Origin of the sequence: Eisenbergiella tayi, from assembly GCF_001881565.1 — a bacterium.
GTDB lineage: Bacteria > Bacillota > Clostridia > Lachnospirales > Lachnospiraceae > Eisenbergiella > Eisenbergiella tayi.
This window is the reverse complement of record NZ_MPDJ01000005.1, coordinates 518,571-539,868: the sequence shown is the minus strand read 5'-3', so window position 1 is coordinate 539,868 and position 21,298 is coordinate 518,571. Positions and strand designations below refer to the sequence as shown.

General features: G+C 49.4%; 23 protein-coding genes. 22 read left to right on the top strand and 1 reads right to left on the bottom strand.

The genetic code is table 11. The features are described from left to right. The first annotated feature begins 166 nt into the window (after positions 1 to 166). The 9 genes from BLA28_RS20475 to BLA28_RS20435 all read left to right on the top strand — a co-directional run bounded on the left by BLA28_RS20475 (position 167) and on the right by BLA28_RS20435 (position 9,094). The gene (locus tag BLA28_RS20475) at positions 167 to 1,039 is read left to right on the top strand and encodes a carbohydrate ABC transporter permease (RefSeq protein ID WP_069157857.1); all 873 of its coding nucleotides are present in this window, start codon (positions 167 to 169) and stop codon (positions 1,037 to 1,039) included. Positions 1,040 to 1,047: 8 nt separating this feature from the next. Then, on the top strand, positions 1,048 to 1,875 hold the full coding sequence (locus tag BLA28_RS20470; protein WP_016360134.1) for a carbohydrate ABC transporter permease: 828 nt from the start codon (positions 1,048 to 1,050) through the stop codon (positions 1,873 to 1,875). A gap of 62 nt (positions 1,876 to 1,937) precedes the next feature. Next, positions 1,938 to 2,858, top strand: a complete 921-nt coding sequence (locus BLA28_RS20465; RefSeq protein ID WP_169897277.1) for a dihydrodipicolinate synthase family protein — start codon at positions 1,938 to 1,940, stop codon at positions 2,856 to 2,858. A gap of 11 nt (positions 2,859 to 2,869) precedes the next feature. Next, entirely contained in the window at positions 2,870 to 4,960 is a 2,091-nt protein-coding gene (locus BLA28_RS20460; RefSeq protein WP_071699388.1) for a family 78 glycoside hydrolase catalytic domain, read from the top strand. Between the two features lie 205 nt (positions 4,961 to 5,165). After that, positions 5,166 to 6,215, top strand: coding sequence for an L-threonylcarbamoyladenylate synthase (locus BLA28_RS20455; RefSeq protein ID WP_069150863.1), 1,050 nt, complete (start codon positions 5,166 to 5,168; stop codon positions 6,213 to 6,215). Between the two features lie 59 nt (positions 6,216 to 6,274). Next, positions 6,275 to 6,703, top strand: a complete 429-nt coding sequence (gene rpiB, locus BLA28_RS20450) for a ribose 5-phosphate isomerase B (RefSeq protein WP_242880607.1) — start codon at positions 6,275 to 6,277, stop codon at positions 6,701 to 6,703. Between the two features lie 84 nt (positions 6,704 to 6,787). After that, a complete protein-coding gene (gene upp / locus BLA28_RS20445) occupies positions 6,788 to 7,417 on the top strand; it encodes a uracil phosphoribosyltransferase (protein WP_009251924.1) in 630 nt (209 codons plus the stop codon). A 20-nt stretch (positions 7,418 to 7,437) separates the two neighbouring features. Then, positions 7,438 to 7,917, top strand: coding sequence for a deoxycytidylate deaminase (locus BLA28_RS20440; RefSeq protein WP_009251923.1), 480 nt, complete (start codon positions 7,438 to 7,440; stop codon positions 7,915 to 7,917). A gap of 13 nt (positions 7,918 to 7,930) precedes the next feature. Further along, positions 7,931 to 9,094: a cell wall hydrolase gene (locus BLA28_RS20435; protein WP_069150864.1), complete on the top strand. Its 1,164-nt coding sequence runs from the start codon at positions 7,931 to 7,933 to the stop codon at positions 9,092 to 9,094. A 450-nt stretch (positions 9,095 to 9,544) separates the two neighbouring features. Here BLA28_RS20435 and BLA28_RS20430 read toward each other — a convergent pair whose 3' ends face one another. Further along, complete coding sequence (locus BLA28_RS20430; RefSeq protein WP_009251921.1) at positions 9,545 to 10,048, bottom strand: DUF402 domain-containing protein; 504 nt, start codon at positions 10,046 to 10,048, stop codon at positions 9,545 to 9,547. Positions 10,049 to 10,274: 226 nt separating this feature from the next. On the opposite strand from BLA28_RS20430, the gene BLA28_RS20425 reads away from it, so the two are divergent. The 13 genes from BLA28_RS20425 to BLA28_RS20365 all read left to right on the top strand — a co-directional run bounded on the left by BLA28_RS20425 (position 10,275) and on the right by BLA28_RS20365 (position 21,212). Next, positions 10,275 to 10,526 carry an AtpZ/AtpI family protein gene (locus BLA28_RS20425; RefSeq protein ID WP_009251920.1) on the top strand — a complete coding sequence of 84 codons (252 nt, stop codon included), beginning with the start codon at positions 10,275 to 10,277 and terminating at the stop codon, positions 10,524 to 10,526. Next, a complete protein-coding gene (locus tag BLA28_RS20420; protein ID WP_044971460.1) occupies positions 10,495 to 10,995 on the top strand; it encodes an ATP synthase subunit I in 501 nt (166 codons plus the stop codon). The genes BLA28_RS20425 and BLA28_RS20420 overlap by 32 nt, the downstream gene beginning before the upstream one ends. Then, positions 10,995 to 11,711 (top strand): F0F1 ATP synthase subunit A, encoded by a 717-nt coding sequence (gene atpB / locus BLA28_RS20415; RefSeq protein ID WP_069150866.1) that lies wholly within the window; start codon positions 10,995 to 10,997, stop codon positions 11,709 to 11,711. Before BLA28_RS20420 ends, atpB begins: the two co-directional genes overlap by 1 nt. 91 nt (positions 11,712 to 11,802) lie before the next feature. Continuing rightward, positions 11,803 to 12,054: an ATP synthase F0 subunit C gene (gene atpE, locus BLA28_RS20410; protein ID WP_009251917.1), complete on the top strand. Its 252-nt coding sequence runs from the start codon at positions 11,803 to 11,805 to the stop codon at positions 12,052 to 12,054. A gap of 44 nt (positions 12,055 to 12,098) precedes the next feature. Then, a complete protein-coding gene (gene atpF, locus BLA28_RS20405) occupies positions 12,099 to 12,662 on the top strand; it encodes a F0F1 ATP synthase subunit B (protein ID WP_081330045.1) in 564 nt (187 codons plus the stop codon). Then, positions 12,650 to 13,198, top strand: a complete 549-nt coding sequence (gene atpH, locus BLA28_RS20400; protein ID WP_069150867.1) for an ATP synthase F1 subunit delta — start codon at positions 12,650 to 12,652, stop codon at positions 13,196 to 13,198. The genes atpF and atpH overlap by 13 nt, the downstream gene beginning before the upstream one ends. Before the next feature lie 70 nt (positions 13,199 to 13,268). Then, a complete protein-coding gene (gene atpA, locus BLA28_RS20395; protein ID WP_071699387.1) occupies positions 13,269 to 14,774 on the top strand; it encodes a F0F1 ATP synthase subunit alpha in 1,506 nt (501 codons plus the stop codon). 19 nt (positions 14,775 to 14,793) lie between these two features. Then, a complete protein-coding gene (gene atpG / locus BLA28_RS20390; protein ID WP_044971114.1) occupies positions 14,794 to 15,723 on the top strand; it encodes an ATP synthase F1 subunit gamma in 930 nt (309 codons plus the stop codon). Between the two features lie 136 nt (positions 15,724 to 15,859). Continuing rightward, the gene (gene atpD, locus BLA28_RS20385) at positions 15,860 to 17,266 is read left to right on the top strand and encodes a F0F1 ATP synthase subunit beta (protein WP_044971112.1); all 1,407 of its coding nucleotides are present in this window, start codon (positions 15,860 to 15,862) and stop codon (positions 17,264 to 17,266) included. A 15-nt stretch (positions 17,267 to 17,281) separates the two neighbouring features. After that, positions 17,282 to 17,686 carry an ATP synthase F1 subunit epsilon gene (gene atpC, locus BLA28_RS20380; protein WP_009251911.1) on the top strand — a complete coding sequence of 135 codons (405 nt, stop codon included), beginning with the start codon at positions 17,282 to 17,284 and terminating at the stop codon, positions 17,684 to 17,686. 121 nt (positions 17,687 to 17,807) lie between these two features. Next, positions 17,808 to 18,749: an AAA family ATPase gene (locus tag BLA28_RS20375; protein ID WP_009251910.1), complete on the top strand. Its 942-nt coding sequence runs from the start codon at positions 17,808 to 17,810 to the stop codon at positions 18,747 to 18,749. A 17-nt stretch (positions 18,750 to 18,766) separates the two neighbouring features. Then, a complete protein-coding gene (locus BLA28_RS20370) occupies positions 18,767 to 19,903 on the top strand; it encodes a DUF58 domain-containing protein (RefSeq protein WP_009251909.1) in 1,137 nt (378 codons plus the stop codon). After that, positions 19,893 to 21,212, top strand: a complete 1,320-nt coding sequence (locus tag BLA28_RS20365; RefSeq protein WP_071699386.1) for a DUF4129 domain-containing protein — start codon at positions 19,893 to 19,895, stop codon at positions 21,210 to 21,212. Before BLA28_RS20370 ends, BLA28_RS20365 begins: the two co-directional genes overlap by 11 nt. The last annotated feature ends 86 nt before the right edge of the window (positions 21,213 to 21,298 follow it).

Sequence of the window (21,298 nt, the reverse complement as noted above, 5' to 3'; positions counted from 1 at the left end):
CTATGATTTAGCCACAGCCTATCAGTCCGTGCACGTCAACTATTGAAAGCGCCGTGTACCGAACGGTACGCACGGTGCTGTGAGAGGACGGCGGTTAGTCACCGCCTCCTACTCGATCCTGTGGGAAGGGCTCCTGCACAGGAGCTGACTTGGAAAGGAGTCCCGAATGAAACAATTACTTAAAGAAAAATGGGGATATTTATTCCTTTTGCCCTGGTTTTGCTTTTTCCTTGTGTTTACTGTATATCCGTTTTTGTATGGTTTTAAGGTATCCTTTTATGACTATACCATAAGCAGGTCGGTTTTCTGCGGCTGGGATAATTACAGGCAGGCTTTTGGAAGCGAGGCCTTTTGGCGCAGTGTATCCGCCACTTTCGGTTATGCAGTTATTATACTGCCGGTTACCGTCATGGTTTCTCTTTGGATATCCAAGGTTTTGAGCACTCGTGGGAAAAAGATGAATGCTTTTGCCAAAGCGGTATTTTATCTTCCGTCGGTCACGAATCAGGTGGCGCTGGTCATTGTGTGGAACTTCCTGTTTTCTCCTACATTCGGACTGGTTGCAAGCTTATTCCGTATATGCGGCCTCACTCCGGTATCCTGGTTTGACAGTCCCAAAACAGCGATTCCGCTGCTGGCCCTTTTGATATGCACCTATGGGCTGGGACAGCCGGTTATTCTGTATACGGCAGCCATTAATGGTATTCCCGACTGTTATTTTGAAGCCGCCAGGATTGACGGGGCTTCAGAAAATCAGATATTTTTTCGTATTACTTTAAAACTGCTGCATGGAACCACTACTTATATTTTAATAACCAGTACCATAGGGATGCTGCAGATTTTTGCGGTACCTTATCTGATGACAAACGGCGGGCCCAGCTTTAAGACCTCCACACTTCTGATGCTGGTATATACCAGCGCGTTCCAGAATGGTAGCTTTGGGTATGCTTCTGCAATCGGGGTTATCCTGTTTTTAATCACGGCGGTTATTGCCTTTCTTCAATTCCGCATGATGAAGCAGGAAGCCGTTGAGTATTAGGAGGGATTATGAAGACTAAGAAAATAGGAAAATGGGTTTCATTTACTTTGCTGATACTGCTGATACTGGTTTTTTTATTCCCCTATTATGTCATGATAACGGGAGCCTTTAAAAGCCAGATGGCCTTACAGCTCATACCTCCGGATCTGAATCCTTTTCGGAACCTGACAGGAAAAAATGCCGCTTATGTGTGGCAGAAGACGGAGATTCTGTTATGGCTTGCCAATAGTACGGCGGTCAGCCTGGGAACGGCGATTATTACTGTTTTTATCGGTGCAACGGCAGGATATGCTTTCGCTAAAAAAAGATTCCGGGGGCAGGAGCTCATTTTTGCCCTTGTGATTGCCACCATGCTTCTGCCGAGGCAGATGCTTCTGATACCCAATTATCTTGTGGCCATGAAGCTTCATCTGACAAATTCAAGGATAGGCTTAATACTGACTACCGTATCTCCTGCATTTGGTGTGTTTTTATGCAGGCAGTTTATGGGAAGCATTCCGACAGAACTGCTGGAGGCGGCGGAGATAGACGGATGCGGGGAGATCAGGAGATTTATTGGGATTGTACTGCCTATGGCTCTGCCTGCACTCGGTGCACTCGGTATTTTTTCTTTTTTCAGCGCCTGGAACGATTATCTGTGGCAGCTGATTATGATTGCAGATAAAGGGCTTCGGACGACTCCTATCGGGATCGCTTTGTTTTCCCAGGGTCAGATAACCAATACAGGCTATCAGCTGATGGCAGCCATGATAGCCACGCTTCCCATGCTGATTATCTTTTTAAGCTGTCAGAAATTTTTTGTGAAAGGGATTACGATTGGCGGGGTAAAGGGCTGAAGGAAGGATGTTTGTAGTTTTCATGCTGAAAAACACGTCAAAGCATACAGATGGGGGCAAAAATGAAAAAAGAATGGAACAGCAACAAGATTTTTAAAGGGATTTTTCCCGCTCTTCTCACTCCGATAACAGAGGAGGGGATTATCCGCAGAGATGGGCTGAAAAAGCTCATTGACTGGGAACTGTATCATGGAGCGGATGGATTTTATATAGGGGGAGCTACGGGAGAATGCTATAGTATGGAAACGGAAGCGAGGGAAGAACTGGCAAAAGAGGCCCTGAGGGCCATAGACGGCCGGGGCCGTTGTATTGTACACATTGGGGCATATTCGGTGAGAGAAGGGATCCGGCTGGCCAGACAGGCGGAAAAGGCCGGGGCGGATGCCATATCTGCGACTCCTCCTCCGGTATACCGCTATGGTATGGAAGAAACAGTGGATTATTACAGACAGCTGTCGGAGGACGTGGATATTCCCATGCTGGTCTATGTCAATTATATGCTGGGGGAACAGGATCCCACGGTCCTGATGGAAAAAGTCCTTGAGCTGCCAGGGGTGATCGGGATGAAATTTACCAGGAATGATTATTATGAGCTGTTTCGTATTTCCAGGCTTCAGGGCGGAAACATCAATCTTTTGAACGGGCCGGATGAAACGCTGCTTTGCGGACTTGTTATGGGAGCCGACGGGGGAATCGGTTCCACCTATAACATTATGCCGGGTATTTACAAAAAGATTTATGGGGCTTTCAGGGAAGGTGATATGAAGTCTGCCCGGAATTGGCAGTTCCAGGCGGACAATATCATCGAAGTTCTTTTAAAATACGGGCAGATCCGGGCTATGAAATTTCTTTTTAACCGAAAGGGGATTTCTTTGGGAAAAGCGGAAAAACCGGCTGTGGATTTATCTGACGGAGAAGAACAGCAGCTGCTGTGTGAGCTGGAAGCGGCAGGCTATTTCCGGGAGTATCCGGAGATGAAATAGAGGAGACTGGTATGAAAGAATGGAAGGCCAAATGGATTATGTTTGAAACGTGTCCGGAAAATGTCACTCCGGTTTTTCGAAGGATTTTCAGCCTGACGAAAAGACCGGAAAGTGCATCCATAGATATCTGCGGACTTGGTTTTTATTACCTGAAAATAAACGGGAAGCGGGTGGGGGAGGAACTTCTGCAGCCTGCTTTTACCGCTTATGACAGGACTGTGCTCTATAATACCTGTGATATAACGGAATTTCTGACAGAGGGAAGCAATGAAATAGAGGTGACTTTGGGAAACGGCTGGTTTCATGAGCCGGGAGAAGATTGCTTTGATTTTGAACATGCGGTGTGGAAAAATCATCTTCAGCTGATATGCCAGATTTATGCCGATGGTCAGTTTATCTTATGGTCGGATACAAAATGGCAGTGCAGGGAGGGAAAGTGGACCTATAATTCCGTACGTTTCGGAGAAAACTATGATGCCGGAGCAGAAGAAAAGGAATGGAGTCAGGCGGTAATTGCGAAAGGACCGGGGGGAATCCTGAAAGAGCAGAAGCTGCCTGGAATACGGATTCAGGAATACAGACAGCCGGTATCGGTGAAAAACGGAGTATATGATTTCGGACGGAATCTTTCCGGAGATGTGGAAATAACCCTGGATGGTAAGAAAGGGGATACGGTGGAAATCCTGTATGGAGAGCGGCTTGACGGACAGGGAAATATCGATCAGACGCTGATTAAACGCCATTGTGACATTCCAAGAAACCAGATCGATTTTTATCGAAAAGGGAGTGATGAGGAGGAATCATGGCATCCCGAATTCAGTTATAAAGGTTTTCGTTATGTACAGGTGAAGGGAGAGGCGGCCGTCCGGCAGATCAGGGCCCGTGTATTTTATACGGTTTTTAAAACGGCAGGGGGCCTTCGGTGTTCGGATCCTGTACTGCAGAGCATATATGATGCTTCGCTGTGGTCGGTAAAAACCAATTTCCATCATATCCCTACTGACTGTCCCCATCGGGAAAAGAATGGATGGACCGGGGATGCCCATATGTCCTGTGAATTTGCCCTGCTGAATCTGGATATGGAGGATGCTTATCTGCAGTATCTTGACAGTCTGGCGGATTGTCAGTGGCCGAGTGGGCAGCTTCCGTGCATTGCGCCCACAAGCGTCTATGGATATAACTATCAGAGCGGGCCGACCTGGGATGGGGCGCTGATTTTTATTCCATGGCAGCTATACCGGTTTACGGGGAAAAAAGAAATTCCGGAGCGTTACTATGAAGCAATGAAAAAATACATGCGTTACACACAGCAGATATCGGAGGACGGAATCTGTAAAAGCGGGCTGGGAGACTTCCTGCCGGATGAATCACAGGAGGTATGCCCTGCCGGGATGATACTGAGCTGCTTTGTGATGCGTATGGCACAGATTATGGAGCAGATATCCGCACTTCTCCAAAAAGGAGATGAAAAGGAGTGGAAGGTACTGGCCGATTATGTAAAGGCGGCGATAATGAGGGATTATTATGGATCCTGCAATAGAACGGAGAGTTATTTGAGCTGTGTCCTGTTTTTCGGGTTATCGGAAAATCCGGAAAAGGAAGCAAAAGAGTTAGCCGGTATTGTGCGCAGGAAGGGGTACCGGGCGGGAGGCGGTATTTTCGGTTCGGTTTATACGTTGGAAATGCTCACCCGTTACGGATATCAGGAAGATGCGCTGAAGATAGCGGGACAGAAAGAATTCCCGGGCTGGGCCTTTATGCTTCAGAATGGGGGAGGCACTCTCTGGGAGCATTGGAGCGGGAAGAAGGGCTCCCTGAATCACCATATGCGTTCCGCCGTGGGAGCATGGATGTTTAAGGCGCTGACAGGACTTGTTCCCGAGGAATGCGAACCGGGCTGGAGCCGGATTGTACTGAGGCCCTGCTTTTTGGACCGTGTAAAAGAATTCAGTGCATGGCATAATACACCCATGGGCAGGGTGAAAATAATCCGGAATGGGGGCAGGATGTGTGTGGAATTACCGGATGGGATATCCGCAGGTGTATACTGGAAGGGATCGCTGTATGAAATTACCGGCCGGCAGGAATTGCAGCTTTGGTAAAAAATAAAAAGGAAAGTATAAGAAAGCGGCAGGACTCAGGAAAAGTCCGGCCGTTTTTATGCGGTTTTATAAAAAGTGCCGGGCTTTTTTTCCTTTTACATCAGTACTGAATGTGGTATAATGTCCAGGAAGTAAGCCTGTCGGCGGATTTTCAGGCGGCAGGGAATAAAGTTTCCCTTTTGGAAAGGGGAAGAAAAGCGGTACTATGGATACGATATATGCGGTGATAAAAGGAGACAATGCGGATGAGGAGCAAATCCGCCGGGCAGGAGATATCCTGAAGGCCGGCGGTCTGGTGGCATTTCCCACGGAAACGGTTTATGGCCTTGGGGGAGATGCGCTGAATCCGGATTCTTCCAAAAAAATATATGCGGCCAAAGGAAGGCCTTCGGATAATCCTCTTATTGTGCATATCTGCAGATGGGAGGATATTTACCGGATTGCGGAGCCCGTGACGGAGGAGGCGGAACGTCTGGCCGAAGCCTTCTGGCCGGGGCCCCTGACCATGATTCTGCAGAAAAAGGATACGGTTCCCAAAGAAACCACAGGAGGGCTGGATACGGTGGCAATCCGTTTCCCATCCCATCCGGTGGCACGGAGGCTTATTGAAGCGGCCGGAGGCTTTGTGGCAGCACCCAGTGCCAATGCATCGGGGAGACCCAGCCCCACGATGGCGGAATATGTGGCGGAGGATATGAACGGCAGAATAGATATGATATTGGACGGCGGAGCCGTGGGAATCGGCCTGGAATCCACGATTGTGGATGTGTCGGGGCCGGAACCCATCATTCTGCGTCCCGGCTATGTGACGCAGGAAATGCTGGAGAAGGTGCTGGGAGAGGTGGAATTGGATCAGACGATTCTGGACGGGACCACCGCACAGCGTCCCAAGGCCCCGGGTATGAAATACAGGCATTATGCACCCAAGGGTGAGCTTTCCATTGTGGAAGGCAGTGCAGAGGCTGTTGTGGAGCATATTAACAGTCTTTGTGCCTGTGCGGCGGCGGAAGGAAAGAAAACCGGAGTAATCGCAACGGATGAGACTTTTGCCCGTTATACGGCCGACAGCGTGAAGAGCGTGGGGAGCCGGGAGGATGAAGAAGCCATTGCCCACAGCCTGTATCGGATTCTGAGGGAATTTGATGATGAAGAGGTGGAAGTGATGTATACGGAATCCTTTTCTTCCTATGGAATGGGGCAAGCAATTATGAACCGGCTGCTGAAAGCGGCGGGACACCGGATTATTACAGTATGATGGAAGGATAAGTAATTATCATTCAAATAATAAAAGCCGGAAGGCGGAAAGGTGCGTTTATGCTGGTAGCATTAGGAAGTGACCACGGCGGTTATGATTTAAAACAGGAAGTAATCGGATACTTAAAGGAGAAAGGGATTGCTTTTAAGGATTTCGGATGTATGGGAAAGGAGTCCTGTGATTATCCAGAATACGGAAGGGCGGCTGCGGAAGCGGTGGCAGGCGGAGAGTGTGATATGGGAATTGTTATCTGTACCACAGGTATCGGTATTTCCATTGTGGCGAATAAGGTGAAGGGAATCCGCTGCGCGCTTTGTGCGGACACAGTTTCTGCAAGACTTACCAGAGAGCATAACGATGCGAATATGCTGGCTATGGGAGCGGGCATAATAGGAAAAAACCTGGCTCTGGGCATTGTGGAAACATTTCTAGGCACTCCTTTTTCAGGGGAAGAAAAGCATGCCCGAAGGGTAAAGGCTATTGAATAAAAAGGATAAAAGGGACGCGGATATGTCCCTCAGGGACGCCGGAAGATAGGTAAAGGTATAAAAACATACAGGAGGACAAATATTATGGCAAAGGTAGTAATCATGGATCATCCGCTGATTCAGCACAAAATCGGGTACATCAGGAGAATTGAAACGGGCACCAAGGATTTCAGGCAGACAATCAGTGAAATTGCCATGCTCATCTGCTATGAGGCCACAAGGAGCCTGCCGCTGGCTGATGTGCAAATCACCACACCCATCTGTGACACCACAGTGAAGGAGCTGAAGGGAAAGAAAATGGCGATTGTGCCTATCCTCCGTGCCGGCCTGGGAATGGTGGACGGTGTGCTGAACCTGATTCCGGCAGCCAAAATCGGGCATATCGGCCTGTATCGTGATCCGGAAACGCTGGAACCCGTGGAATATTACTGCAAGCTTCCCGCAGACTGTGCGGACAGAGAGGTTTTCGTTGTGGATCCCATGCTGGCTACAGGCGGTTCTTCCGTAGCAGCCATCCAGATGCTGAAGGATAAAGGCTGTAAGAAGATTCATTTCATGTGCATTATTGCGGCGCCGGAAGGTATCGCGAAGATGCAGGAGCTGCATCCGGACGTGGATCTGTATGTGGGAGCGCTGGATGAAAGGCTGAATGATCACGGCTATATTGTTCCCGGCCTGGGAGATGCCGGAGACAGGATTTTTGGTACAAAATAAAAGAAATAAGGGGAATTTTCATGAAAAGGACCGATTATATAACCTGGGATGAGTATTTTATGGGAGTGGCCAAGCTGTCCGGCATGCGTTCCAAGGACCCCAGCACCCAGGTGGGGGCGTGCATAGTGAGCCAGGATAATAAAATTCTTTCCATGGGTTATAACGGGTTCCCCATCGGCTGTTCCGATGATGAATTCCCATGGGATAAAAAGGGGGAGGAAGAGGATACCAAGTATCCTTATGTCACTCACAGTGAACTGAATGCCATTCTTAATTACCGGGGAGGAAGCCTTGCCGGGGCTAAGCTTTATGTTTCCCTTTTTCCCTGCAATGAATGTGCCAAGGCAATTATTCAGAGCGGTATCAAAGAAGTTATATATGAATGTGACAAATATGCGGATACTCCGGCTGTGCGCGCTTCCAAGCGGATGCTGGATGCGGCGGGGGTGGTTTACCGTCAGTATGAATCTGCGGGCCGTAATGTGACAATTGAATTATAAGAGGAGAGATGGGATGAAGACAGCTGGAAGGCGAAGGCTGCTTACAGGGGTTTTGACGGCTGTGTTGCTGGTCAGCATTCCGGTTATCCGGGCTGGAGCCACTTCTGATACGAAGGAAAAGCTGGAAAAGGCAAAGCAGGAAAAGCAGGCTACGGAAGAACAGAAAAATGCCACGGAAACCAATATTGATAATATGGAAGAAGCGAAGACCGGCCTGGCAGGAGAACTGGCCGGGCTTACTACGCAGCTGACGGAAGTGAGCAATAACCTGGAAACCATAGAAAACAATATTATCGCTAAAAATGATGAAATCGCCAAGACGCAGGAAGAGCTGGAGGAAGCCAAGAAAACGGAAGAATGGCAGTATACCTGTATGAAAAAGCGGATTCAGTTCATGTATGAGCAAAACAGCCAGATGTACCTGGAGGCATTGTTTTCGTCCTCCTCCTTTTCGGATTTTCTGAATAAATCAGAATATTTCGAGCAGATTGCCGCCTATGATCAGAAAATGCTTGCCCAGTACAAGGAAACAAGAAAGCAGGTAGAGGAAACAGAAGCACGTCTGGAGAAGGAAAAGGAAGAGCTAGATGAGATGAAGGCTTCCGCAGAGGCGGAGCATGAAAAATTCAGCGGACTGATTAATAAAACAAAGGGAAATATAAGCAGCTACTCCAATCAGATTGCCGGTGCAGAGGCCCAGGTTGCGGCGCTTGAGGCACAGATCGAGGAGCAGAATAAGAATATATCCGCTCTTCAGAAGCAGCTGGCGGAAGAAATGGCAAAATCCAGACTGGCGGCTAATTCCAGCTGGCGTGACATTTCCGAGGTTTCCTTTACGGAGGATGACAGATATCTGCTTGCCAATCTGATTTATTGTGAGGCGGGCGGGGAACCCTATGACGGGCAGGTGGCGGTTGGCGCGGTGGTTATCAACCGCGTGCTCAGTTCCGTTTATCCCAGCACTCTTTCCGGCGTTATTTATCAGAACCGGCAGTTTGAACCGGTGTCCACAGGACGTCTTGCTCTTGCTCTTGCGGAAAACAGGGCGACGGCCAGCTGCTACCGGGCGGCGGATGAGGCGATGAGAGGAATGACCAATGTGGGAAATTGTGTGTATTTCAGGACGCCGATACCGGGGCTGGAGGGTATCAATATTGGGGGGCATGTGTTTTATTAAAAAAGTGGTGCGGCGGGGGGCTCCCCCACGGTTTCATGAACCGGTCTGCATCCGGCCTTCGGTCTTCGTCCCCGTGCATTCTGTCTCGGCAGGTGCAGACAAAAAAAGGGAGCTGTTTCTAACCATTTTGTTCCTATAATACATTGCCAACGCGGCTTAAACTCCTCCCTTCGGTCGTCGAGCGACTTTAGTCGCTTACAGCGCCGCTAAGGGCGGGCAATGTATTATAGGATCAAAACGGTAAGAAACAGCTCCCTTTTTTTGCGATGCACCTGCTGAGACAGAATGCACGGGGACGAAGACCGAAGGCCGGATGCAGACCGGTTCATGAAACCGTGGGGGAGCTGGCAGGCGTAGGTTTTTGATTGTTTAATAAAAAAGCCATGGCGGGGAATGGTGGTTTTCGCCTTGGCTTTGTGTGGTAGAAGATTGAATTTGTTAATAAATGGTTTATTGCTGAAGGAGCAGGCTTTGGGCTGGGTCGAAGCGGTTTATGGGGGCGGTCAGTTCTTCGAGTTTGCCGGCGTAGATGAGGTTTAGGAGGGCGTCGAGGGAGAGGAGGGCGGACTGGAGCTGGGGGATGGTTAGGAGGTTGGCTGAGAGGGCCTGGGATATTTCGGCCAGATCTACTACCTTGACGAAGCCGTCGGGGTATATGATTACGTCTGCCAGGAGGTCTGTGACGATGAGGGTGTTCGTTTTTTCGTTATAGTCGTGGGTAATGATGTCGCAGTAGTAGTAGAGCAGGGTGTTGTCTGCGGCATAGAATTTGCTGATTTTGTAGCCTTCTTTGAAAAAATAGCAGGAATAGCCGTGGTGAAGATCCTTTCTTGGTTTCAGCGCCTGCCAGCTGGTTACCAGAATGTTGTCTGCATGCAGAAGAATCCTGTCATCCTTCAGAAGAACGCATTCTTCGGGAATCAGACGTCTGCGGTACAGGATGGGATCTTTCATAAGCGCCTCCTCCTCCTTTGGGACGCAGGGACTGCGTCTGTTCAGGGTATGCCAAAGGTTTGAAAATGAAGTATGTATTTGTCCAAAATACTACTCTTAACCGGACAAAATGTCAATGAAAAAAACCACTGTTTTGCTAGACAGAAACCATGAAAATGGGTATAATCATAAATGAGTGTTTTTACCCTGGGGTTAGTGTTGTATAATCGGCGAAAGGAATACAGAAGTGGATAAGAATGTTTTCAGGTATTTGTCCCTGATAACGCAGTTTGGCATTTATATGCTGGTCCCCATTTTTTTGTGCTCCTTTGCGGGCATGTTTTTGGATAAAAAGCTTGGCACATCTTTTTTTATGGTTATACTGTTCTTTGTCGGTGCGCTTGCCGGGTTCAGGAACATATATGTATTGGCACAAAAATTAACTGGGGACAAGAGTAAAGGCAGTCATGATGAAAAATCTTCTGGAAAAAGTAAATGAAACTGTCCTGGAATTATGGACGGGCATACTGCTGTGGGGGATCGTCTGTCAGTTGATCCCTGTATGGTTTTTAAAGGAAAAGGCGGATTACAGTCTGGGATTATGGCTGGGAATCCTGCTGGCAGGTGCTTCGGCCTTCCATATGTGGTGGGCCCTCGATCGGGGGCTGGACAGGGGAGGCGCAGCCCAGGGCTATATCAGGAAAACGGCTTTTATCAGATATGCCGTGATAGTTGTGGTTTTTGCGGTGGTAATGCTGACGAGAGCGGCTAATCCGCTGGCGGTTTTTCTGGGAATTATGGGTTTAAAGGCGGCGGCTTATCTGCAGCCTTTTGTGCACAGACGTCTGCATCCTGATAAAGAGGGGGAAGGGGAGGCGTTTGTGCTTCAGGATCCCCCTGAATGGAACGGGCACCCCGACGGAACGGACGGTGCCGAAAATATGGAAAAGAAGGAGGTGAATTTATAATGAATGGTATTTTGCTGTCTGCGGATTCGGAAGTGGATTTTATGATACATGGAATCTTTTCTTACAGTTTCTTCGGACATAAGGTGTGGATTACCACCACCCATGTATGCCTGCTGATTATTATGCTTGTGCTTATAGGGTTTGCCATAGCTGCAAACCGGGCAATGAAGCGGGCTTCGGAAGTGCCGGGCTTTTTTCAGAACATTGTGGAAATGGTTGTGGAAAAGCTGGATGGTATGATAAACAACGTAATGGGCAGGAATGCCGTAAAGTTTGCAAACTATATCGGAACGATATTTATTTTTATTCTGATATGCAACATTTCGGGTTTGTTCGGCCTGCGGCCGCCTACGGCGGACTATGGCGTGACACTGCCTCTGGGGCTTTTGACGTTTACTCTGATTTTCTTTAATAAACTGAAGTATCAGAAGGTGTCAGGCTTCCTGAAAGGCCTTTGTGAACCATGGCCTATCTGGGCGCCCATAAATATTATCGGTGATGTGGCAGTTCCCATATCCCTGTCACTGCGTCTTTTTGCAAATGTGCTTTCCGGTACCGTTATGATGGCTCTGGTATATGGATTGTTAAAATGGTTTGCAGTGATATGGCCGGCAGCGCTGCACGTATATTTCGACCTGTTCTCCGGCGCAATTCAGACATACGTATTCTGTATGCTGACTATGACTTATATTTCAGATGCTATCGGAGATAAGTAAGGGAAACAACAGCGCAGGAAGGAACCGGCGTAATTGTTCATAGATGAAAAATAATGCAAAACCGCTTTTATGCGGAAGAATGGAGGAAATTATGGAGTTCAATGAAAGCTTTATTTTAGGATGTTCAGCAATCGGTGCAGGTCTTGCGGTTATCGCAGGTATCGGACCTGGTGTAGGACAGGGTATTGCAGCAGGACACGCTGCCGCGGCAGTAGGACGCAATCCCGGCGCTAAATCTGATATTACATCCACAATGCTTCTTGGACAGGCAGTTGCCGAAACAACAGGTCTTTACGGACTTCTTGTTGCCATGCTGCTCATGTTCGTTAAACCGCTGATTTAAGGTGCGGCCTCAATCAAAAATAGAAATGAAAGGAGGCCTGCATCTTGACGACAAAATTAGTGACGGCAGTATTAATGACTGCTGACGAAATGACGCCCCGTCTTTTTGATCTGGATTTCCAGCTGCTCGCGGACGCCGTATTGTCTATAATAGCCGTATTTGTGCTGTTTCTGGCAATGTCTTATTTCCTGTTTAATCCGGCAAGGGAATTCCTGAAAAAAAGACAGGATAAAATCCGGAATGAACTGGAAGAAGCGAGAGTCAGCCAGGAAGAAGCTGCCGCTCTGAAAAAGGAATATGAGGACAAGCTGGCAAACATCAATAAAGAAGCTGATGAAATCCTCAGCGCTACCAGAAAGAAGGCAACGGCCAATGAAACCCGTATTATTACGGAGGCCAGGGCTGAAGCCGCCAGAATTGTAGCCAGAGCCAAAATTGAAGCGGATCTGGAGAAGAAGAAGGTGGCCGATGAGGTAAAGAATGAAATGGTTTCCCTTGCAAGCGTGCTTGCGGGCAAGGTTATCGGGAATACCATCGACGCTGCGGCTCAGGACAGCCTGATTGATGAAACTCTTAAGGAAATAGGTGATAGCACATGGCTAAGCTAGTTTCGGAGACTTACGGAGAAGCGCTGTTTAGCCTGGGAATGGAAAAGGAAATCGTGGACAGTCTTATGGATGAGATAGATTCTCTTTGGAAAATTCTGAAAGAGAATCCCGGGTTTTCCAGCCTGATGAATCATCCGGATATCGGAAGGGATGAAAAACTTGAAATCCTTCACAATGTTTTTGAAGGAAAGCTTTCCGATACTTTATACGGTTTTCTGGAGGTGTTGATTCACAAGGGCCGTTACGGCGCAATTGATGATATTTTTACTTACTATACGGACAGATACAAGGCTTTCCACAAAATCGGGGTGGCATATGTTACCAGCGCCGGGGCGCTTACCGACGGACAGAAGGCCAGGATAGAAAAACGCCTGATAGAAACCACGCAGTACAGTAAAATGGAGCTGCATTACAGCCTTGATAAAGATCTGATTGGCGGTCTGGTTATCCGGATTGGTGACAGGGTGGTTGATTCTAGTATCCGTACGAAGCTGGAAGGGCTGCAGAGGCAGCTGATGAAGGTACAGCTTTCATAAAGAGGATCCCGTGTATGCGGGAAAATGGAAAACCGCCCCTGAGGCGGAATATGAGGAAGGTTGAAAGTCCATGAATTTAAAACCAGAAGAGATAAGCTCGGTTATAAAAGAACAGATTGAGCGATACTCCTCCAAGCTGGAAGTGGCGGAAGTTGGTACGGTCATCCAGGTTGCGGACGGTATCGCACGTATCCACGGACTTGAAAACGCAATGCAGGGTGAGCTTTTGGAATTTCCCGGTGAAGTATACGGAATGGTACTGAACCTGGAAGAGGATAATGTGGGTGCCGTTCTTCTTGGCAGCCAAAGAAATATCCGGGAAGGCGATATGGTTAAGACCACCGGCAGGGTGGTTGAGGTTCCTGTAGGCGATGCAATGACAGGCCGTGTAGTTAATGCCCTTGGACAGCCGATTGACGGCAAAGGGCCCATTCAGACGGACAAATACCGCAAAATCGAGAGGGTTGCGTCCGGCGTTATTACGAGAAAATCAGTAGATACTCCTCTGCAGACGGGTATCAAAGCCATCGACTCCATGGTTCCCATCGGAAGAGGGCAGCGTGAGCTGATTATCGGCGACAGGCAGACAGGAAAAACTGCCATTGCCATTGACACAATTATCAATCAGAAGGGGCAGAACGTTAAGTGTATTTATGTTGCAATCGGTCAGAAGGCTTCAACGGTTGCATCAATTGTTAAGACCCTGGAAGAATTCGGCGCCATGTCTTATACGACGGTAGTGGCATCCGCTGCCAGTGAGCTGGCACCGTTACAGTATATAGCACCTTACTCCGGCTGTGCAATCGGTGAGGAATGGATGGAAAACGGCGGGGACGTGCTGGTGGTTTATGATGACCTTACCAAGCATGCCGCGGCTTACCGTACCCTGTCCCTTCTGCTGAAGAGACCGCCGGGACGTGAGGCATATCCCGGAGATGTATTCTATCTGCATTCCAGGCTTCTGGAGCGTGCGGCGAGAATGAATGAGGAGTACGGCGGGGGATCCCTGACAGCTCTTCCTATCATTGAAACCCAGGCAGGTGACGTTTCCGCTTATATCCCCACCAATGTTATTTCCATTACCGACGGCCAGATTTATCTGGAGACGGAAATGTTCAATGCAGGTTTCCGTCCGGCAGTAAACGCCGGTTTGAGCGTATCCCGTGTAGGTGGAGCCGCTCAGATTAAGGCAATGAAAAAAATAGCCGCCCCCATCCGTGTGGAGCTGGCACAGTACAGGGAGCTGGCAGCCTTCTCCCAGTTTGGATCCGAACTGGATGCGGACACCAAGGAGAAGCTGGCGCAGGGCGAAAGAATCAGAGAGGTTCTGAAGCAGCCCCAGTATAAGCCCATGGCTGTTGAATACCAGGTTATTATTATTTTCGCGGCAACAAACAAGTACCTGCTGGATATTCCGGTAACGGAAATTACCAGGTTTGAAAGCGAATTGTTTGAATTTCTGAATGTGAAGTATCCTGAGATACCCGCTGCAATCAGAACGGAAAAGGTGATCTCCGAGGATACGGAAAAAGCGCTGATCAAGGCCATTGAAGAGTGCAAGGCACAATTCAGATAGAAAGAACAGGTGAATTTGTATGGCTTCCATGAGAGACATTAAAAGACGGAAGGGAAGTATCCAGAGTACCCAGCAGATAACGAAAGCGATGAAGCTGGTCTCTACCGTCAAGCTGCAGAAGGCCAAAACAAAAGCCGAGGAGTCCAAGCCATATTTCGATACCATGTATCAGACGGTAAAGTCCATTCTGGGAATGTCTGAGAATATCAGGCACCCCTACCTGGACGGCGGCACAGGCAGCAAAAAAGGGGTGATTGTCATCACCTCCAACAGAGGCCTGGCCGGAGGATACAATTCCAATATTACCAAGCTTCTTACAAGAGGAGATCTTCCCAAGGAAGATGTGGTGGTTTATGCGGTTGGAAAGAAGGGGAAGGATGCGCTGGAACGCAGCGGATACCATATTGCCGCCGATTATTCGGAGGTTATGGACGAACCCTCCTACCACGATGCCATGCATATCGGAAGGCGTGTATTGGAGGCTTTTGAACAGGGTGAGATCGGTGAAATCTACCTGGCTTATACAGTATTCAAAAATACGGTAGTGCATATTCCCGTTATGAACAGGCTGCTGCCCGTAAGCGCGGAGCCGTCTTCATCGGAAAAGGATTCTGCTTCAGGCGTATCTGATTCCGGTACGGTTACAGGGGAAAAGGCTGCCGGACAGAAAGAAGAATTTACAGGGCCGGAAGCGCCCATGAATTTTGAAATGGAAGAAGTGGACGCGTTGGATCTGCTGATTCCCAAATATATTACCAGTATGATTTACGGAGGCCTTTTGGAGGCTTCTGCCAGTGAGAACGGCGCGAGGATGCAGGCCATGGATTCTGCTACCAGCAATGCGGAGGATATGATCGACGATCTGACGCTTGCGTTCAACAGAGCCCGCCAGAGCTCCATCACCCAGGAACTGACAGAAATTATAGCAGGCGCCCAGGCGATCAGCTAGTGATCGCCTGCAATAAGTTAATGATTGCTTGCGATCAGCTAGTGATCGCCTGCAATAAGCTAATGATCTCTTGCGATCAGCCAGTGATCGCTTGTGTTCAGTTAATACTGGTAAAAATAAAGGAAAGGAAACAACAATGGCAGAGAATAAAAACGGAAAAATCACGCAGGTTATCGGCGCGGTTCTGGACGTGAAATTTGAACAGGACTGTCTGCCTGATATAAACGAAGCGTTGAAAATTCCTACCAGAAGCGGCGGCACGCTTGTAGTGGAGGTTGCCCAGCATCTGGGTGACGATATTGTACGCTGTGTTGCCATGGGTTCCACAGACGGACTGGTGAGGGGCATGGATGTAATTGCCACAGGGGCTCCCATCAGTGTGCCGGTTGGAGAGAAGACCCTGGGACGTATGTTTAATGTTCTGGGCGAGCCTATTGATAATCTTCCGGCTCCCGCCGGAGTGAGCTATGAGCCTATTCACAGGCCCGCGCCGGAATTTGAAGAGCAGTCCACGGAAACGGAACTGCTGGAGACGGGTATAAAGGTCGTTGATTTGCTTTGCCCTTATCAGAAGGGCGGTAAGATCGGTCTTTTCGGAGGCGCAGGCGTTGGAAAGACAGTTCTGATCCAGGAGCTGATCCGTAACATCGCCACAGAGCACGGCGGATACTCCGTATTCACCGGCGTAGGTGAGCGGACCAGAGAAGGAAATGACCTTTATTATGAAATGAAGGAATCCGGGGTTATAGACAAGACCACCATGGTTTTCGGACAGATGAATGAGCCTCCGGGAGCCAGAATGAGAGTAGGGCTTTCCGGTCTGACGATGGCGGAGTATTTCCGTGATAAGGGCGGCAAGGACGTGCTTTTGTTTATTGACAATATATTCAGGTTTACACAGGCCGGTTCCGAAGTGTCCGCACTTCTGGGACGTATGCCTTCCGCAGTAGGCTACCAGCCCACGCTGCAGACAGAAATGGGTGCTTTGCAGGAGCGTATCACTTCTACCAAAAATGGTTCCATCACATCCGTACAGGCAGTATATGTACCCGCGGATGACTTGACGGACCCTGCGCCGGCAACAACCTTTGCCCATCTGGATGCGACTACGGTACTTTCCCGTTCCATCGTGGAGCTTGGTATTTACCCGGCGGTGGATCCTTTGGAATCCACTTCCAGAATCCTTGATCCCAGAATTGTGGGCGAGGAGCATTACAAGGTGGCCAGAGGCGTGCAGGAGCTGCTCCAGCGCTATAATGAACTGCAGGATATCATTGCTATCCTGGGTATGGACGAGCTTTCTGAAGAAGACAAGCTGGTGGTTTCCCGTGCGAGAAAGGTGCAGAGATTCCTTTCCCAGCCGTTCTTTGTGGCAGGACAGTTTACCGGTATGGAAGGAAAATATGTTCCTATTTCTGAAACTATCCGCAGCTTCCGTGAGATTCTGGACGGCGAGCATGATGATATTCCGGAAAGCTATTTCCTCAATGCGGGAAGTATTGACGATGTACGGGAGCGTGCCGGTGCACTTGCGCATGAGTAAGATAGAGGAGCGGTTATGGCAGAAGACAGGAACTTTACATTGAAAATCATCACACCGGAAAGAATTTTTTATGAGGGTCCGGTAAGCATGGTGGAGTTCAATACCACGGAAGGGGCAATTGGTATCTACAAAGGCCATATCCCTATGACCGTTATGATCAAGCCGGGCATTCTCACGATCACGACTGAAGAGGGCAGGCGGGAAGCCGCGCTGCATGCAGGTTTTGTGGAGATTCTGCAGGATAAGGTGACAGTTCTTGCAGAGGTTGTGGAATGGCCTGAGGAAATTGACGAAAACCGTGCCAAGGCAGCGCTGGAAAGAGCTGAGGAACGTATCAAACGCCATGAATCCAATACGGATCTGGCAAGGGCGGAGACGGCTTTGGAAAGAGCGATGGCACGTATTAATGTTTTGAAATAAAGGGGGAGAAAGCAGGTGTAGCCAGACGGGGAAAATCGTCCCGTTGGGAGTATGCCTGCTTTTTCGTTCCGATTCGGGTATTACATATGGGTATAGAATACAGGCAGCGGGAGGCGCGCGTATGCGAGAGGATATAAGTAAGGTTCTGGAAAATGTGGGAAAGGTGATTATCGGGAAAGAAGAGGTGCTGGAAAAGCTTCTGGCCGGGCTTCTGGCCGGCGGGCATGTGCTTTTGGAGGATGTGCCGGGTACCGGAAAGACAAAGATGGCGAAGGCTTTGTCCGCTTCACTCGGAGTGGACTTCGGAAGGATCCAGTTCACGCCGGATATGCTGCCTGCTGATATTACGGGTATGCACATTTACAGCCGGGAAACAGAGAGCTTTGTCTGGAAGGAAGGCCCTGTTTTTACCAATATACTACTGGCGGATGAAATCAACAGGGCGACGCCCAGGACGCAGGCTGGCCTTCTGGAATGTATGGAGGAACGGCAGGTGACGGTAGACGGAGAGACAAGAAAGATGGATGCTCCGTTTTTCGTAATTGCCACCCAGAATCCTGTGGAGACAGCGGGAACCTTTCCTCTGCCGGAGGCACAGACGGACCGTTTTATCATGAAGCTTTCCATGGGGCTTCCGGATCGGGAAGAGGAAATCCGGATTCTGGAGACCTATAAGGATAAGGATCCCCTGCCGGAGCTGAAGCCGGTGATGTCCAAAAAGGAGCTGCTTTCCATAAAAGAAGAAGCGGAAAGGGTTTATGTACATCCTCTCGTCAACGGCTATCTGGCAGATATTGCCCTGGCGACAAGGAAGCAGGAAAAAATAGTCATGGGAGTAAGCCCCAGAGGGACGCTGGCACTGATGCGCTGCGCGAAGGCCCGGGCCTGTATGGAAGGCAGAGCCTATGTGATTCCGGATGATGTGAAAAAGCTGGCATCCTCCGTTCTGGCTCACAGGCTGGTATTTTCTTTTGGAAGGAGCAGGCAGGAGGAAGCTGTGAAGCTTCTGGAGGATATCCTGGCAGCGGTTCCTGTTCCGGTAGAAGACTTTAGCAGAAAATAAGCCACAGGGGGAAAGACATGCTGATAATCTGGATTGTTTTTGGCGCCGTATTTCTGTTTTATCTTCAAAAATGGATCTATGGCCATTATTGGGAGAAGGATCTTTCCGCAGAGCTGTCCTTTTCAAGAGAAAGTGCGGTGGAAGGGGAAGTATGCCAGCTTTCCGAGCGGGTGGAGAACGGAAAGCTTCTCCCGCTCCCCATGCTGAAGGTGAAGTTTCAGGTTTCCAGGAAGCTCCGGTTTTCTGACGAAGGGGACGGGGCTGTTACCGACAAATACTACCGGAACGATATCCTTTCGCTGGGTCCCAGGCAGCGTGTCATAAGGACAATTCCCTTTGTCTGCGGGGCAAGGGGATATTTCAGGCTCCGGGAGATGGATCTGGTGGCGGCGGATTTATTTCTGACAAGGGAAATGATATCCTCGGCCACGGCGGACAGCACACTGTATGTTTATCCTGCCCCTGTTTCCGGAGTGGAACTGGACAGCGCCCTGCAGAAGCTGAACGGAGAGATTTTGGCCAAAAGGCATATGCTGGAGGATCCTTTTGAATATCGGGGGATCCGGGAATATGCGCCTTATGACGAGATGAAAACCATAAACTGGAAGGCCACGGCGCGGACGGGCGATTTGATGGTGAATATAAGAAATTATACTTCGCTCAGGGCAGTGCGGATTTTCCTGAATCTGGCGGATACCGGAATCCTGAAAAATGAACAGCTGGTGGAGCTGTGCATATCCATTGCCGCCCGATTTGCGGGAGAACTGCTGGAACAGGGGATCCGTGTGGCGGTTTATGCCAACGGAAGGGATGTTCTCACAGGCGACCCCATGAAAATGCAGCCCAGCGCGGGGCCGGGCCATATGGAGAGCATAAACAGGGCCTTTGCCAGAATCAGCCTGGAGGAAGGGGTATATCCCTTCGGAGAGCTTTTCAGGGGAGAACTGGAGGAAGAGGGTAAGGATATGGCTACTTTGTTTTTGTCGGTGGACAGAAGCCCGGAATTTCAGGAGGATATCCGGACGTTTGCACGGATGGGCACGGACTTTACCTGGATGTGTCCGCTTTTTCCCCGGATGGAAAGCCATGTGGAGGAGGAAGAAGCGCTGCATTTTATCAGATTGGATGCGGAGGAAATGCTGAATGGAAAATAAGCGGCTCAGATACAGTATGCAGATACTGGAAGTAGTGATGAATTTCCTGGTGGTATTCTGCCTGGAAACAGTGGTTTTTTCTTCCTTTTCCAATCTGGAAGGGCTCGTGGGAGAGACAGGCGCTCTGGTGAAAGCGCCGGGAATCCTGCGCCAGCTGCTTTTTCTGGCAGTACCCTTGCTTTTTCTGCTCATACGGGAAAAGGCGGGGCATTTCCTGACGTTTGTGGCCTGTCATGCCGTTTTGGCTGCCGCCGCTGTTTTTCTTCTGGGAGACGGTGTCATGCAGAGAGTGGTCTTCGGTGTTCTGGCAGCGGGTTATCTGGTGCGCTCCTTCCAGCTTCGGATTTCCAGGCAGGAGGTGGGGGAAGGCCAGCTTGGACCTGTTGCGGGAGGGATTGCGGCGGGAGGCTCCTTTCTGCTATGTGCTTATCTGGGACAGGAAACGGCCTGCGGCCGGATAGTGAACACGGCCCTTATTTATACCTTTTTTTATTTTGTTTACGCCTACCTGGAGCATCTGGTGCAGTTTGTGAAGTTCAACCGCAGCAGCAACGCCCATATCCCTGTACGTAAAATGCTGGTGCAGGGCGGCGGGCTTGCGGCTGTTTTCGGGGTGATTGCCGTATGTATCCTGGGTGCGGGAACCAATAACCGGCTTGTCCGGGGCATGATGGATCTGGTGAAAACGGCTGCGTATTATATCGCCAGGGCCATTGCCGTATGTATCAGCTTTCTGCTGAGTCTTTTTTCCGGGAAAGAAGGGGAAATGATTGAGGAAGGGGCGGCGGCCGGGCAGATGGATATGGGCCTGTCCGAAGCGGCTGCGACGCCGGCCTGGCTGGATGTCCTGATTAAAATAACGGAATATCTGATGGCAGCGCTGACGATTGCCCTGATTTGTTTTCTGCTGTACAGGCTGGTGCTTGCCGCGGTGAAGAAATTTTATGAAAAAGGTATCGTGCAGGATGAGGAAGAAGGACAGGCCACAGAGATCAGGGAGTCTCTGGAACGGAGAAGAAAAAAGAAAGAGAAGGAAAAGCCTCTTCCTTTTCTGACCAGGACACCGGAACAAAAGATAAGAAAATATTTTATCCGTACCGTAAGAAAGCTGGGAGCGCCGAAGGACTGCAGGACCGCAAGGGAGCTGCTGGAGACAGTTCCTGCGCCTGAACCGGAAAAAGAAAAGGCAGTGGACGAGCTGCTCCGGCTTTACGAAAAAGCGAGGTATTACGGCAATTGCAGCAAGGAAGAAGCGGAACTGGCCGTGCATGCAGCCGAAACGATTGCCGGTAAAAAGAAATCGATATAAACCCTTTCCTGTCCGATCGCATAACATAAGATAAAGACGATTGGATGTGAAGCGCCTGAGACTGTCTTCAGGGGCGGAACAATTCG

Coding starts and splice junctions, on each gene's coding strand:
- BLA28_RS20475 (WP_069157857.1), top strand. CDS start 167: ATGAAACAATTACTTAAAGAAAAATGGGGATATTTATTCCTTTTGCCC.
- BLA28_RS20470 (WP_016360134.1), top strand. CDS start 1,048: ATGAAGACTAAGAAAATAGGAAAATGGGTTTCATTTACTTTGCTGATA.
- BLA28_RS20465 (WP_169897277.1), top strand. CDS start 1,938: ATGAAAAAAGAATGGAACAGCAACAAGATTTTTAAAGGGATTTTTCCC.
- BLA28_RS20460 (WP_071699388.1), top strand. CDS start 2,870: ATGAAAGAATGGAAGGCCAAATGGATTATGTTTGAAACGTGTCCGGAA.
- BLA28_RS20455 (WP_069150863.1), top strand. CDS start 5,166: ATGGATACGATATATGCGGTGATAAAAGGAGACAATGCGGATGAGGAG.
- rpiB (WP_242880607.1), top strand. CDS start 6,275: ATGCTGGTAGCATTAGGAAGTGACCACGGCGGTTATGATTTAAAACAG.
- upp (WP_009251924.1), top strand. CDS start 6,788: ATGGCAAAGGTAGTAATCATGGATCATCCGCTGATTCAGCACAAAATC.
- BLA28_RS20440 (WP_009251923.1), top strand. CDS start 7,438: ATGAAAAGGACCGATTATATAACCTGGGATGAGTATTTTATGGGAGTG.
- BLA28_RS20435 (WP_069150864.1), top strand. CDS start 7,931: ATGAAGACAGCTGGAAGGCGAAGGCTGCTTACAGGGGTTTTGACGGCT.
- BLA28_RS20430 (WP_009251921.1), bottom strand. CDS start 10,048: ATGAAAGATCCCATCCTGTACCGCAGACGTCTGATTCCCGAAGAATGC.
- BLA28_RS20420 (WP_044971460.1), top strand. CDS start 10,495: ATGATGAAAAATCTTCTGGAAAAAGTAAATGAAACTGTCCTGGAATTA.
- atpB (WP_069150866.1), top strand. CDS start 10,995: ATGAATGGTATTTTGCTGTCTGCGGATTCGGAAGTGGATTTTATGATA.
- atpE (WP_009251917.1), top strand. CDS start 11,803: ATGGAGTTCAATGAAAGCTTTATTTTAGGATGTTCAGCAATCGGTGCA.
- atpH (WP_069150867.1), top strand. CDS start 12,650: ATGGCTAAGCTAGTTTCGGAGACTTACGGAGAAGCGCTGTTTAGCCTG.
- atpA (WP_071699387.1), top strand. CDS start 13,269: ATGAATTTAAAACCAGAAGAGATAAGCTCGGTTATAAAAGAACAGATT.
- atpG (WP_044971114.1), top strand. CDS start 14,794: ATGGCTTCCATGAGAGACATTAAAAGACGGAAGGGAAGTATCCAGAGT.
- atpD (WP_044971112.1), top strand. CDS start 15,860: ATGGCAGAGAATAAAAACGGAAAAATCACGCAGGTTATCGGCGCGGTT.
- atpC (WP_009251911.1), top strand. CDS start 17,282: ATGGCAGAAGACAGGAACTTTACATTGAAAATCATCACACCGGAAAGA.
- BLA28_RS20375 (WP_009251910.1), top strand. CDS start 17,808: ATGCGAGAGGATATAAGTAAGGTTCTGGAAAATGTGGGAAAGGTGATT.
- BLA28_RS20370 (WP_009251909.1), top strand. CDS start 18,767: ATGCTGATAATCTGGATTGTTTTTGGCGCCGTATTTCTGTTTTATCTT.
- BLA28_RS20365 (WP_071699386.1), top strand. CDS start 19,893: ATGGAAAATAAGCGGCTCAGATACAGTATGCAGATACTGGAAGTAGTG.